The organism is Actinopolyspora alba, assembly GCF_900112765.1.
GTDB classification, from domain to species: Bacteria; Actinomycetota; Actinomycetes; order Mycobacteriales; family Pseudonocardiaceae; genus Actinopolyspora; species Actinopolyspora alba.
The window spans coordinates 1-13,630 of sequence record NZ_FOMZ01000016.1; the positions used below are offsets into that span (position 1 = coordinate 1).

Below are 13,630 nucleotides of genomic sequence, written 5' to 3' on the forward strand. Positions count from 1 at the left end.
GGGTTATCCCCACGCCCAGGGCAGGTTACTCACGTGTTACTCACCCGTCCGCCGCTCTGCACACCGATCCGAAAACCGGCGCCATCGCTCGACTTGCATGTGTGAAGCGCGCCGTCAGCGTTCGTCCTGAGCCAGGATCAAACTCTCCAACAATGCATGGAAAAAATCAAACCCCAGCACAACCCACACCACACCCCACAACAGAGGCACAATGCGAGTTGATACTCAAAGCAAAAAAGACAAGAAACAAACACACACACGCGTGCACAAACACTGTTGAATTCTCAAAGAACACACCCACCACCCACGCGATGGGTCCGAACAATCAAGAGTCACCGAAGCTCTCCGGCTGTTCCCGATTGCTTCTGTTTTTACTCTAGCACCCGGCTGTTCACCCCGTAGAACGGGGGTCCGAATCCAAGCAGAACCCGGATCAGCCAAGCACCGGAACCACTCTCGACGACTTCCCGTCGGGAGCACCAAGTTACTTTACTCGGCCCGGCCAGCGGTGTCAACCCGCTCGTTCCGGCCCGTTCGAAACCCTGCGGGCTCCTGTTCACTTGTTCTTACAGCCTAGCCCACCGCCACAGCTCACTCGAACGGGGGGTCACCCCTGTAGCGTGAACCGCGGTTCCCGAGGACACGACTCGCCCATGAGCCGCGGACACGACCACAACGTGCTCGACGCCGAGTTCATTCCCTCGCCCCGGGTTCACTCGATCGCCCGGGCCGGGGCTCATTCGGTGTTCGGCTCGGGTCGCAGCCACAACTTGACGGTGCTCGTCTCCGAAGCACCGATCGCCCGCATCAACTGCTCCGGTGCCACCGGCTCGCTCCTGCCCACCGGCACGATGTCGTAGCCCCAGGACGTGAACTCGTCCAACACACCGCTCGGTTCGTCACCCAGTGCCCGTACTCCCGAGGGGGTGAACGAGCACACCACGGAAGGGCGGTGCTGCCGCAACAGCCCGTCCAGCCCGTGCAGGATCCGATGCACCCTGGATCCGACATCCACGTGCACCACGGAGAGGTTGCGCTCACCGATCCCGTGCTCACTGTTGAGCTCCCCGTCGAGACGCACCCCCCGCAACCGGACGACGGAAGCACGCGCGTCCGGAACGGACTGCCCGCCCGTGCCCTCGGAAGCGGTCACTTCCACCCCGCCGGTCCCCGCGGGCAACCCGAGCAGTTCACCGTCGTCGTCCCAGGCCGCGCCGTCCAGTACGGTGAGCCGTTCCCTGAGCCGTTCGGTGACGTTGACCTCCGCGTTGTGCTCCAGCAGCTCACGGGCGCCCGCATCCGGCTCCACCGCGATCACACGCCCGGTGTGGTTGAGCCTGCCGAGCACGCGGACCGCCTGGTAACCGACGTAGGCACCCACGTCGAGGAAGACCCCACCCGGCTCCAGCAGGGAGTCGATCAGGGCGGAGACCTCGGCGTCCCAGCGGTGGTGCGAGGACAGCCACGGCAGCATCACGGTGTCGTCGGCCGGCAACCGCAGCAGTCCCGCCTCGCACACCACGGGAGTGCCGGGCAGATGTGCCGTGTCGCTGTTGCGTTCGTGCTCCCGCAGCACGATGCGACGCAACGCGTCGGTACCGCGCAGCGCGTTGTCGATGTCCAGGGCGCTGCGGCGCAACCCGTTCTCCAGCTGTTCCTGCTGGCTCTTCTCCGACTCCTCGATCCGCTGCTCCAACCGGTCGACCCGGTCCAGTGTCCGCTCCACCGCCCCGGTGAGGCTGTCGATGCGCTCGGCGAGCTCGGAGAGCTGTCGCTGACCGAGCGAATCGCCGGTTTCCTCCAGCCCGCGCAGCCTGCGGTCGTGCTCCGCCAGTTCGGTACGGGCCTGCACCGTGCTGTCGTCGGCTCCCGCCACTCGTGAACCGAGCTGCTCCTGCCGCTGGGCTAGTTGCGTGAGCTCGGCGCGTACCGCGTTGATGTCGAGGTCGTCGGCGCGTTCCTGCTGCCTGCGAAGCAGCTCGGAGGAGGTTTTCTCCACCCCGTCCAGCAATGAGCGAATGATGTCGCGAATGTGCTCGTCGTAGTGGCCCAACGCCTTGAGCACGGCCTTGCGCAACGCGGGTGTAACGGCATTGCGCCCACCCATTCCCACTTCCGGTGGGCGGTGCAGCGCGTGACGGGCGATCAGCAACGGACGCAACGGATCCTCGTCGGGGGCGTGCTGGTCACGTGCCCACTTGGCCCGCCAGTTGCGGTAGGCCGCCTCCACCCGCTCCCGCAACTGTTCGCCCGCCCTGCTCGGGGCGAGCTGTCGGGACAACCGTTCGCCCGCCGCGACGGCGAACCGCTGGAGTTCCCGCGGATCGTCGGCGGCCGAGGTCAGCGCGGCAGCGGCGGACTCCACGTCGGGCTCGCCGCTGCCGTGGCATCCCACCAGCACCGCGCCGGACGAGCCGAACAGCTCACCGACCGCCCCCTGCTCCACCGTGATCACCGGAATCCCGCACCCCGCGGCGTGCAGCATTCGCAGCGCGTACCGGTCGCCGCCGACACCGCCGTCCGCCCGGTGCAGCGAGACGGCGCAGTCGGCGACCGCCAGGACCGTCTCCTCGGCGTCGTCCCGCTCCAGCAGCAGGATCCGGTGGTCGGTGGTGGTGGCCAACCGCAGGCGTTCCGCCGCCTCGGGATGCTCCGCGGCACCGCTGACCGCCACGACCAGCCGCACGTCGGTGCGGCTGCCGAAGGCGGCACCGAAAGCGGTCACCAGGCCGAGCACGTTCGCGCGGTGCTCCTCGGCGTGGTCGGCGAAGGCGGCGAAGACGAATTCCTCGTCGATCCCGAGGCGTTCCCGCGCGGCCTGTCGGGTGGCGGGCTCCGGTGGCTCCCGCTCCGGGAACGGCAGCGCGAGTACGCGGGCCTGCACCCCCACGTGGCGCGCCGCGTGCCTGCCCGCCTGCGAGAGCGCCCACAGTTCGGTGGGTTCGCCGGAAGCGGGAGTGGTGTCGGCCGGATCGGCCCCACCGTCCGGCCGGATGTCGATGAGGTGGTGTCCCGCGGGTACGGGCACCGAGGGATCGCAGCGCAGCACGACGGGGTAGCGCGCGTCGTCCGAGTTCGGGATGCCGGAGGTGCGCACGGCGAGCCGGACCAGTTCGGCGAGCCGTCCGGTACCGACGACCGCGACCCCCAGTTGGTCGGTCATCTCGGAGTCGTCGGTCCCCCTGCTCCGGGCCAACCGGGCGGGCACGCGCCCACTGGCCACCCCGACTCCGGCGCACCACTCGCGGAACGCGGCCGCGTCGTCGGTCAGCGGGCGCGGATAGTCACGCCGCAGCACCTGGTCGTCCTGCCACAGGGCGAAGTCCCACCGGGAACACCCCGCGGCGCGCTGTTGCTCGTCGGCGGGGCTGCCCGCCCACTCCAGGAATTCGGCGAACGGGTCACGTTCCGGCCCGGCGGGTTCGAAGGGACTGGGCACGACGGGGTCGCCCGAGGACTCGGCTGACAGCCACTGGGTCCGGTACGCGGCGCGCAGCGCAGTCGGCAGCACCGTACCGTCGGGCAGTTCGTCGAACGGCGAGGTGCGTTCGCCCGTCATTCCCCGCGAGACGAGCGCGTTGCGGTAGCCGGCACACAGCTGCGCCAGCGGCGGTGATTCGGAGAGCAGCACCCGGGGGCGATCGGAGTACTCCGCGGAGAACAACCAGGGGCGCTGCGGTTCGAACCCCTCGAAGTGGACGGTACGCAGCGGATGACCATCCACTGTGTACGAACCATCGGAGGTTTCGAGCTCGCGCTGCCCGGCGTTGTACACCGACAGCCCCACGCCCGGGTCGCGCAGCACCCGGTGTTCGACCATGGCGGGCAGCCCCTCGAAGAACTCGGCCGCGGCGTCCGGTTCGGCACGCACCCGCTGTGCCCACTCGTCGAGCACCCGTTCCGCGCCGTGAGCTACCGCGAGCAGGTTCGGATCGAACGAGCCCGCCCGGGCCAGGTCCCTCGATCCGGGACGCAACCCGTCGGCGGGCAACGGGCGAAGCACACGGGGAGCGAGGCCCAACGGCGCTTCGTCGCCGAGTGCGGCGAGCGGTTCCCCGAACGAGCCGAACACCCGGACCACCGGCGACAAATACAGCACGAGTGGTTCGGAGCGCAGCAGACGGGCGAGCAGCCCGGGGAGCACGACCGAGTTGAGCGGTTCGCCGCCGCAGGCCGTGGCCAGCCGGGAGAACTCGACATCGTCGATACCGATGTCGGCGGGGGTGCTGACCTCCTCCCGCAGGTCGGCTTCGAGGTCGGCTTCGAAGTCCAGCAGCAGGATCGTGAACCGCCCGCCGGGGTGGCACCGCAGGAACGAGTCACGCAGCACCCGCGCCCCGGCGAGCTGACCGTGCCGGGCGACCGTGCAGCCGTGCGGGGCGGGGAACCCGTTCCCGCCCCCGGCTGGCCGAGTCGATTCGTCCTCCGGCAGTTCGGCGGGCCAGGCAGGCTCGTCGACGAACTCGTCCGCCGAATCGAGCCCTTCCGGATCGGCGGACGGCCACTGGTTCGATTCGGAGTGGTCCAGGGGATCGTTCACGGGTCCTGAACCTACCGTCGAGGCTTCGAGGTCGGCACTCCCCGACCGGATCACAGCATCGGCATCAGGGTGCGAAGCTCGTAAGGCGTGACGTGGCTGCGATAGGCGTTCCATTCGGCCCGCTTGTTGCGCAGGAAGAAGTCGAACACGTGCTCGCCGAGCGTCTCCGCCATGAGCTCCGAGTTCTCCATCTCGGACAGCGCCTCGTTGAGGTTCTGCGGCAGGCTGGGGTATCCGGCGGCCTTGCGTTCGCTCTCGGTCAGCGACCAGACGTCGTCCTCGGCCGCGGGGGGAAGTTCGTAGCCCTGCTCCACGCCGCGCAGCCCCGCGGCGAGGATGGCCGCGTAAGCCAGGTAGGGGTTGCAAGCGGAGTCGAGGTTGCGCATCTCCACGCGCCGGGAGGAGGACTTGCCCGGCGAGTACATCGGCACCCGCACCAGTGCGGAGCGGTTCGCGTGGCCCCAGCAGACCGCCGTGGGCGCCTCACCGCCGACCACGAGGCGTTTGTAGGAATTCACCCATTGGTTGGTAACCGCGCTGATCTCCCTGGCGTGTCGCAGCAGCCCGGCCACGAAGGCCCGGCCGGTGTCGGAGAGCTCGTAGGGATTCTCCGGGTGGTAGAAGGCGTTCTGGTCGCCCTCGAACAGGCTGATGTGGGTGTGCATCCCGGAACCGGGTTGCTCACTGAACGGTTTGGGCATGAACGAGGCCCGCACGTTCTGGGTGAGCGCGACCTCCTTGACCGTGTACCGGAAGGTCATCACGTTGTCGGCCATGGTCAGGGCGTCGGCGTAGCGCAGGTCGATCTCCTGCTGCCCGGGGGCGCCCTCGTGGTGGCTGAACTCGACGGATATCCCCATCGCCTCCAGCGCCTCGATGGCGTTGCGCCGGAAGTGCGGGGCGGCGTCGTGGCTGGCCTGGTCGAAGTACCCGCCGGAATCCGCGGCCACGGGTTCGCTGCCGTCCACGGGCAGATCCTTGAGCAGGAAGAACTCGATCTCCGGGTGCACGTAGCAGGTGAACCCGGCCTCGGTCGCCTTCGAGAGGGTGCGCCGGAGCACGTGCCTGGGGTCGGCCCAGCAGGGCGATCCGTCCGGCATCGTGATGTCGCAGTACATCCGCGCCGAGTAGTGTTCGCCGTCGGCGGTTTCCCAGGGCAGTACTTGGAAGGTCGCCGGATCGGGTTTGGCGACCATGTCCGACTCGTAGATGCGGGAGAACCCCTCGATCGCGGATCCGTCGAAACCGATCCCTTCGGCGAAGGCCCCTTCGAGCTCGGCGGGCGAGATGGCCACCGATTTGAGAATGCCGAGAACGTCGGTGAACCACAGCCGCACGAAGCGGATGTCGCGTTCTTCCAGAGTGCGGAGCACGAACTCCTGCTGACGGTCCATGCCCGCACCCTAAGCGTCCGGGCGGGTTCGTGCCCCACCCGCTCGGTCACGAGTGGGTGGGGCACGTCCGCCGACAGCGTGGCCGATCCCCACTCGGACCGGGATGCTCGGCGCGGGACTGTCGGTGCGGAGCTTCCGGTGGGGCGGGCACGGCCCCGACCGGAAAACCTGGATCAGGCCGAGCAGCGCTTGCCCTGCTCGGGGACCCGCAGGTCGACCAGGTAGCGCGTCCCTGCCTTGTTCACGCACTCGTTGTCGCCGAGGAACACCCCGTGCCCCTCACCCTCGTAGGTCAGCAGCCGTCCGCCGAGCGCGTCGGCGAGCTCTCGCCCGTTCTCGTAGGGCGTGGCCGGGTCTCCGGTGGTCGAGATCACCATCGTGGCGGGCAGTTTCCCCGGTCGGGGCTCCGGCTTGTCACCTGTCTCCGGGACGGGCCAGAAGGCACAGCGGCCGCGGGCGGAGCTGACCGGCTGACCGTCGTCGGTGAAGGGGGCGGCTTGCCGGTACTTCCGGTTGAGTTCGCGCTGTTGCTGCCTGCCGCCGATGCGGTTGGCGTCCACACAGAGCACCGCCTGGTATGCGGCCATCATGTTGGAGTAGGAACCGTCCTCGGCCCTGCGGTGGTAGAGGTCGGCCAGCTGCAGCAGCACCGATCCGTCGCCGTTGGCCAGTCGGGACAGTCCTATGTTGAGGTATTCCCAGTTCCGCTTGTTGTACATCGCCTGATACACGGCGGTCTGGGCGTCCGCGTAGGAAAGTTTTCTTCCGTCATACACAGTGGAGGCAGGACTGCCGATCAACGGTCGGGTGATCTCGTGGAACCGCCGCACCGCATTGTTCGGATCGCTGCTCAGCGCGCAGCGCTGCTGCCGGGCGCACCACTGTGCGAAGGAGTCGAAGGCCTGCTGGAACCCGGCGGCCTGTTCCAGGTCGGTCTCGGCCAGGTCCCACTCACCCGGTGACATAGCACCGTCGAGCACCATGGCGCGGACGCGGTCCGGGAATCGGGAGGCGTACTCGTTGCCGAGCAGCGTGCCGTAGGAGTAGCCGAGATAGGTGAGTTTCTCGTCACCGAGCGCGGCCCGCAGCACGTCCATGTCCCTGGCGACGCTGGCGGTGCCCACATTGGCCAGCAACTTCTCACCGCTGCGTTCGGCGCACTTCTCGGCGTAGCGGCGGTTCTCCCGCTCGATCCGTTCGACGGCTCCGTCGGAGGTGATCACCTCGGAGTTCAGTCGAGCGGCGTCCTTCTCAGCGGCGTTGAGGCACTTGACGCGAGGGGTGCTCGCCCCGACGCCGCGCGGGTCGAAGCCGACCAGGTCGAACTTCTCGCCGAGCTCGGTGCCCTTCACGTCGGAGACCCGCGCGGCGGCGTTCTGCATGCCGGAACCACCGGGACCGCCCGGGTTGAGCACCAGTGATCCGATGCGCGCCTGCTCATCGGAGGCGGACCGGCGCAGCACGCCGATCTTCGCGGTCTCGCCGTCGGGCTCGTCGTAGTCCAGCGGCACGGTCAGCCGGGCGCATTCCAGCCCCTCGGCGCCGAAGAGCTTCTCCGTGCGGGGTGTGGTGGTGTAGGACTCGCAGTTCTCCCAGGCGAGTGACTGCTGGTAGTAGCGCCGCAGCTCGGCGGTGGAGTTCTGCGCGCCGGATGGTTCGTTGTGCTGCTGTTGTGACTCCTGCGTGTTCGAGCACGCCGTCGTAACCCCCAGAAGAGCGACAGCGGCGACCACGATTCGTGGGCGAAGCATGCGCGGGATCGTGACACGCGACACCGACACCGCACGATGGGTCGCCCCGGCGAACGTGCGCGGCGTCACTGAGCGAGGATGGGGACATGCCGCAGTTGCGCGTAGCTCTGGCCCAGGTAAACCCCTGCGTGGGCGATATCGCGGGTAACAGTTCACTGGTCCTGGAACGCAGCGAGAAAGCCGTGGCGCGCGGGGCGCACGTCGTGGCGTTCCCGGAGATGGTGCTGTCCGGCTATCCGGTGGAGGACCTGGCGCTGCGCAAGTCGTTCGCGGCGGCCAACCGCGCCGAGTTGGAGTCGCTGGCGGTGCGGCTGCGGGACGCGGGCTGCGGCGAGGCGCTGGTGATCGTGGGGCATCTGGACCGCGACGACGAGGGGGTGCGCAACGCGGCTTCACTGCTGCACGGCGGTGAGGTGGTCGACACCTACTTCAAGCACCACCTGCCGAACTACGGCGTCTTCGACGAGGCGCGCTACTTCGCCCCCGGCTACGACCTGCCGATCGTGCGGTTCCACGGCCTCGACATCGGCGTGGTCATCTGCGAGGACATCTGGCAGAACGGCGGACCGATCGCGGCACTCGGCAAGGTCGGGGTGGACGCGGTGGTCTGCGTCAACGGCTCGCCGTACCAGCGGGCCAAGGACCACGAGCGCACCCAGCTGGTGGTGCGCCGCGCCGCCGAGGCCGGGGCGCCGATGGCCTACGTGAACATGGTGGGCGCGCAGGACGAGCTGGTCTTCGACGGCGACTCGATGATCGCCACGAACCACGGGGAACTGCTGAGTCGCGCCCCTCGGTTCGCGGAGCACCTGCTGGTGCGCGACCTGGAGCTCAGCGCGGGCGGCCACACCTCCACCGATGTGTCCCCCGAACCGGTCGAGCAGGGAACACCGCTGCACTTCCGCCCGCGCGCGCTGCCCGCCTTCCACGTCGACCGGATCACGCTGAGTCCGGATCCGCTGCCCGCCTACGAGCCCGAGGAGAACGAGGGGCTCACCGAGCCGCTGGCCGAGGAGGCCGAGGTGTGGTGGGCGCTGGTCACCGGGCTGCGGGACTACCTGCGCAAGAACGGGTTCAAGTCGGTGGCCTTCGGCTTCTCCGGTGGTATCGACTCGTCGGTGTGCGCGGCGCTGAGCGCGGACGCACTGGGTGCGGACGGGCTGTACGGGGTGTCGCTGCCCTCGCACTACTCCACGGAGCACTCCCGTTCCGACGCGGCCGAGCTGGCCGAGCGGATCGGCTGCCACTTCGAGGTACGCCCGATCGAGGACATGGTCCGGGTGTTCGTCGACCAGTTGGGACTGTCCGGACTGGCCGAGGAGAACGTGCAGGCGCGCTGCCGGGGCATCACGCTGATGGCGCTGTCCAATCAGCACGGGCACCTGGTGCTGGCCCCGGGCAACAAGACGGAGCTGGCGGTGGGTTACTCCACGATCTACGGCGACGCGGTAGGCGGGTTCGCGCCGATCAAGGACGTGCCCAAGACGCTGGTGTGGCGGCTGGCGCGCTGGCGCAACGCGGAGGCCGAGAAGCGCGGTGAGACGCCGCCGATCCCGGAGAGCTCGATAACCAAGGAACCCTCGGCCGAGCTGCGACCCGGCCAGGTGGACACGGACTCGCTGCCGCCGTACGAACTGCTCGACGAGGTGCTCGACGGCTACGTCGAGGGCGACAAGGGCTACGACGACCTGCTGCGGGAGGGTTTCGACGCCGAGCTGGTGGAGCGGGTGCTGCGGATGGTCGACCGGGCGGAGCACAAGCGCAGGCAGTACCCACCGGGCACCAAGATCACGCTGAAGGCGTTCGGGCGGGACCGCAGGTTGCCCGTGACCAATCGGTGGCGCGAGGCGCGGCCCGAATGACTCCGAGGCCGTTCCGGTTGACGGGCCTCGTCCTCAGCGGAACCTCTGGCACGGCTCTCGCCACCGTCCCGGCGATTTCGCGAGAAATTGACACAGCCGGGGCCACACCGCCGTACTGGCGCGGCGATTTCTCGCGAAATCGACGCCGGCCGTAATCCCGTCGGGGGGCTTCCCGGCATCATCCCACCGGGGCGGGCGAGGCGGATGCCGTTCGCCGTTCGGCGCGGGATTCGGACCGTCGTTCGGTGGCGAGCAGCGATTCGAAGGTGTCGGCCTGCGCGGTCAGCAGCCGAACTCCGGCGAAGTTGACCGGGCTGTCCTCGGTGTACGAGGTGAGCACCTCCTCGCCGCTCCAGACCAGGTAGAGCACCCGCAGGTAGTGGCCGGTGCCGTTGGTGGCACGCCAGGCCCCGAACTCGGCGGTGTAGAGGCCGAACTCGAAGTCGCCGCGCGCGAGCTCGGCGACCGCCCAGTCACGCAGTTCCGCTCGCAGTGACTCGGGATCGCGGTTCGTGGTGTCCACTTCGAGGCTGGTGATCAGCGGGTCGTGGGCGCCGAAGGGCAGCGACGCTGGTCCGTGTTCGAGGGTGTAGCCGAAACGCACGGAAATCCTCTCCTCACCGGCTGGATAGACTGCCCGTGTTGGACGGACAGTGTGTGGTTGGTTACACACATAGAATAAACGGTCCTAGGTGATTCACCTAGGACCTGAACGGGTGATGTTGCGGGAGGTCACCGTATGGCTCAGTCGCGCGCCACTATCGAGCGACGGCAGCTCGGAGCAGAGCTACGCAGACTCCGAGAAGGCGCAGGCAAGAGCCAGAAAGAAGCAGCAGACGTCATCGAATGCGACGCGAGCCTCATCAGCAGACTGGAACGTGGACAGGCTTCACTGAAGATCATCGAGATCGAGTCGCTACTGGACTACTTCCACGCGCCGAGTGACTCACGTGAACAGATCAAAGGCCTGGCACAAGCAGCTCGCCAACGCAAGCCTCGGAGGGTTTACTCAGATGGGCTTCCCGGAGCCTTCCGGCGTCTGTTGGATCATGAGCAGGACGCGACCGAGATATACTACGCCGACAGTGAGCTTATACCAGGACTACTGCAACACGAAGACTACATCAGGGCCATGATGCGCTCAGCTGAAGCGATCACGCCGAATGCTGACAGAGAAGACTCCGAAACTCACGTACGCTTCCGGCTGGAGCGCCAGGAACTCCTGGAGCGCACGAATCCACCACTCATATGGTTCGTAATCGGAGAAGCAGCCTTGCGGCGCCCCATAGGAAGCCAGCGGATCCTCCAATCTCAACTTGAGCATCTCCTGGCGATGGTCGAGCGACATCCACATGTGGTGGTTCAAGTCGTGCCCTTGAATGCCGTAGACCATCCCCTGCTCGGCGGTCCTATCGAGATACTCCGCTTCGGAGACACTGTTCCGGACATCGTCCATCAGCCGACGTTCATCGGAGCTGGTGTCTACGTAGTCGAGCAGCGAGACATCGACGAATGTACGCGTGCCTTCGACAGGCTGCGAGCTATAGCTCTCGGACCACAGGAATCGCAGGATTTCATAGCCAGACATGTGAAGGAGCTCGGTCATGGTCACGGCTGAAAGGCACTCCCCGCGCTGGTTCGTCAGCAGCTACAGCGGTGGTAACAACAACAACTGCGTCGAGGTCCGCTTCACAAGCCAGGGCACCGAAGTGCGCGACACCAAGAACCGCACCGCAGGAACATTGAGCTTCACCCGTACCCACTGGACAGAGTTCCTGCGCACCCTGTTTGATCGCATCGCGTAGCCATAGGTATTTCGGATTCGCTCATCGGGGCACCCCGACTACGGAAGGATTTTGATCATGAACGCTGAGCACTCCATCACCGATTGGTTCATCAGCAGCTACAGCGGACCCCGCAACAACAGCTGCGTCGAAGTCCGCTTCACCGGCCACAGCACCGAAGTGCGCGACACCAAGAACCGCGCGGCGGGAACACTCGCCTTCGAGCGCGGGCAGTGGAACTCCTTCGTGCGAACTCTGCCCGACAACATGGCGTGATCCCGAGCGGCCAGGTCATGCTTCGAAACGATCCCCATCAGGACCGTTCGAGGAGTTCGGGCATGTCCACGAAACCGACCGCTTCCGACTGGTTCGTCAGCAGCTACAGCGGTGGCAACAACAACTGTGTCGAAGTCCGCTTCACCGGCCACAGTGCCGAGGTGCGCGACACCAAGAACCGCGCGGCGGCAACACTCGCCTTCGGATCGCACCGGTGGAACGCCTTCCTGCGGGCGCTGCGCGGCTGATCAAGGGCAGGAGAACTCCGGCCGGGTCCGACACTCGGCCGGTCACGCCCGCGAAAATCCGAAAACGCCTGCTGGAACACCCACCGGTACGCTACGGTGCCGAATCGTGGCATCCCAGCGACAACAACCGAACGGTCCGAACTCAGCCGCCCCGGGGATCACTCCCGCCGTGTTCGACCTCGGCAAGCGACTGCGCAGAAACGCGCTGGTAGGCGCACTGGTTCTGGGACCGTTCGGGGTGCTCGTGCTGCTCGGGAGCATCACGAACAACGTGGACGGTCCAGCGGCGGCGCGCGTGTTCTCCGGGATCTTCGGCGCCGCGCTGGTCGGTGTGGCCGTGCTCATAGCGTTGCTGTGGCCCGTGATCTCCCGGACGCAGCAACTGGTGCTCGAACACACCGGCATCCGCTGGCACGACCCGCGCGGCCGACCCTTCAGCATCCGCTGGCAGGAACTGGCCGAAATCGAGGTGCACCGGAAATGGACACCCTCGAGGTTCGGCCGCTCCTCGGCACGGGTGCGTGTGGACCTCTACCCCGCCGGGCACGACTTCCGGCGACGCCACCCGGAACTGGAACACCTCATTCGGGACGGGGAGCCCCAACCGCACTACCGGCTCTCGCTCGGACCGAACAAGACGGCCGCCACGATCGTCGACGAGGGGCTGCAGCGCTTCCAACCACGGTTGCGGCAGGGGGTCCGGGAGGAGAACCAGCCCCCCTCGGCCAGGTGACTTCGGAGCGGAGTTCCGTTTCCCCTCGGCCCGCGTCGATTTCTCGCGAAATCGCCGCGCGCTCGGGGGTATCGCGAATCGGTCGAACCCCGCTCACACCTCCAGTTTGGCCCGCAGTGCGGAAAGCTCCCGCTCGGTGAGTTCGACGTCGAGCTCGCGCAGTCGCTTACCCAGTTCGTGACCGGGAACAGGGGTCCGCTCCACCTCACCGGAAGCGTGTTCCACCACCAGCTCGTCGCCGAGCAGTTTGCGCGTCGCCCCGCGCCCCGGCCGCATCACGACGGGCTTGCCGACGAACGGCGAGTTCGGGTGGGTCGACGTGTAGTGGTGGGCCACCTCGTAGTCCACGGCCCGGCTGGGGATCGGCTGAAAGGCGTGCAGCGACTCCCATCCCTCGGACGTCCACTTCTGCAGGTACCAGAACGCACCGTCGTGGCTCAGCCGGTGCGGGATGCCGTACTGGTCGACCTCGGCACCGTCTCGCAGCGGCATGGGGTGCGGAACTCCGGCACCGAAACCGACATCGGCCAGATAGGCCCCCTCGTCGAACCAGACGAGCAGCATCATGTGGCTGTAGGGGCCGGGACGCCGCGGCTGCACCCGGGCCATGTTCCGGGAGACGGTGAACCCCAGGCGTTCGAGCACGGCGGCGAACAGCAGTGCGTGCTCGTAGCAGTAACCACCACGGTTCCGGCCCACCAGCTTGTGCTGGATCTCCCGCAGACCGAGGCCGGGATGGCTGTCCAGCAGCACGTCGATGTTCTCGAACGGGATGGTGCGCACGTGCGCCTCGTGCAGGTCGTGCAGCGCCGCCACCGAGGGGGCCGCGGGCTCGGGCTGTCCGACCCGGGCCAGGTAGTCGCCCACCGACACAGCGGCGATTTCCCACTCGTCGATATCGAGATGTCGCGATTCGATCGTCGTCATGGCATCGAAAGTCACACTTCGAGCGTGCTGGAAGTCAACGAGTTTCGCCGCCCGGGAGAACCGGTCCGCACCGGATTGGCGGCGGACCGGTGTGACGTGCGCCAGAAGTTGTCGA

At 67.3% G+C, this 13,630-nt stretch carries 11 protein-coding genes and 1 rRNA gene; 6 read left to right on the forward strand and 6 right to left on the reverse strand.

The window, feature by feature from the left end:
* From BM150_RS20540 to BM150_RS20555, 4 genes are all read right to left on the reverse strand, one after another.
* Nucleotides 1-153, reverse strand: a 16S ribosomal RNA gene (locus tag BM150_RS20540); the annotation flags it as partial.
* 583 nt (nucleotides 154-736) lie between these two features.
* On the reverse strand, nucleotides 737-4,540 hold the full coding sequence (locus tag BM150_RS20545; RefSeq protein ID WP_092929340.1) for a hypothetical protein: 3,804 nt from the start codon (nucleotides 4,538-4,540) through the stop codon (nucleotides 737-739).
* Nucleotides 4,541-4,590: 50 nt separating this feature from the next.
* Nucleotides 4,591-5,934 carry a glutamine synthetase family protein gene (locus tag BM150_RS20550; RefSeq protein WP_092929120.1) on the reverse strand — a complete coding sequence of 448 codons (1,344 nt, stop codon included), beginning with the start codon at nucleotides 5,932-5,934 and terminating at the stop codon, nucleotides 4,591-4,593.
* 173 nt (nucleotides 5,935-6,107) lie between these two features.
* On the reverse strand, nucleotides 6,108-7,685 hold the full coding sequence (locus tag BM150_RS20555) for an alpha/beta hydrolase (protein WP_092929122.1): 1,578 nt from the start codon (nucleotides 7,683-7,685) through the stop codon (nucleotides 6,108-6,110).
* Nucleotides 7,686-7,771: 86 nt separating this feature from the next.
* On the opposite strand from BM150_RS20555, the gene BM150_RS20560 reads away from it, so the two are divergent.
* Nucleotides 7,772-9,547 carry an NAD+ synthase gene (locus BM150_RS20560; RefSeq protein ID WP_092929124.1) on the forward strand — a complete coding sequence of 592 codons (1,776 nt, stop codon included), beginning with the start codon at nucleotides 7,772-7,774 and terminating at the stop codon, nucleotides 9,545-9,547.
* Between the two features lie 178 nt (nucleotides 9,548-9,725).
* Here the strand turns inward: BM150_RS20560 and BM150_RS20565 are convergent, their stop codons facing one another.
* Nucleotides 9,726-10,151 (reverse strand): hypothetical protein, encoded by a 426-nt coding sequence (locus BM150_RS20565; protein WP_092929126.1) that lies wholly within the window; start codon nucleotides 10,149-10,151, stop codon nucleotides 9,726-9,728.
* A 135-nt stretch (nucleotides 10,152-10,286) separates the two neighbouring features.
* Between BM150_RS20565 and BM150_RS20570 the strand changes: the two genes are divergently transcribed.
* The 5 genes from BM150_RS20570 to BM150_RS20590 all read left to right on the forward strand — a co-directional run bounded on the left by BM150_RS20570 (nucleotide 10,287) and on the right by BM150_RS20590 (nucleotide 12,588).
* A complete protein-coding gene (locus tag BM150_RS20570; protein WP_092929128.1) occupies nucleotides 10,287-11,165 on the forward strand; it encodes a helix-turn-helix domain-containing protein in 879 nt (292 codons plus the stop codon).
* Nucleotides 11,152-11,352, forward strand: coding sequence for a DUF397 domain-containing protein (locus BM150_RS20575; protein ID WP_092929130.1), 201 nt, complete (start codon nucleotides 11,152-11,154; stop codon nucleotides 11,350-11,352). Before BM150_RS20570 ends, BM150_RS20575 begins: the two co-directional genes overlap by 14 nt.
* 57 nt (nucleotides 11,353-11,409) lie before the next feature.
* On the forward strand, nucleotides 11,410-11,607 hold the full coding sequence (locus tag BM150_RS20580; protein ID WP_092929132.1) for a DUF397 domain-containing protein: 198 nt from the start codon (nucleotides 11,410-11,412) through the stop codon (nucleotides 11,605-11,607).
* Between the two features lie 62 nt (nucleotides 11,608-11,669).
* The gene (locus tag BM150_RS20585) at nucleotides 11,670-11,855 is read left to right on the forward strand and encodes a DUF397 domain-containing protein (protein WP_092929342.1); all 186 of its coding nucleotides are present in this window, start codon (nucleotides 11,670-11,672) and stop codon (nucleotides 11,853-11,855) included.
* 106 nt (nucleotides 11,856-11,961) lie between these two features.
* Complete coding sequence (locus BM150_RS20590; protein WP_139219602.1) at nucleotides 11,962-12,588, forward strand: hypothetical protein; 627 nt, start codon at nucleotides 11,962-11,964, stop codon at nucleotides 12,586-12,588.
* Nucleotides 12,589-12,681: 93 nt separating this feature from the next.
* Here the strand turns inward: BM150_RS20590 and BM150_RS20595 are convergent, their stop codons facing one another.
* Nucleotides 12,682-13,515: an arylamine N-acetyltransferase family protein gene (locus BM150_RS20595; RefSeq protein ID WP_092929344.1), complete on the reverse strand. Its 834-nt coding sequence runs from the start codon at nucleotides 13,513-13,515 to the stop codon at nucleotides 12,682-12,684.
* Between the last annotated feature and the right edge of the window lie 115 nt (nucleotides 13,516-13,630).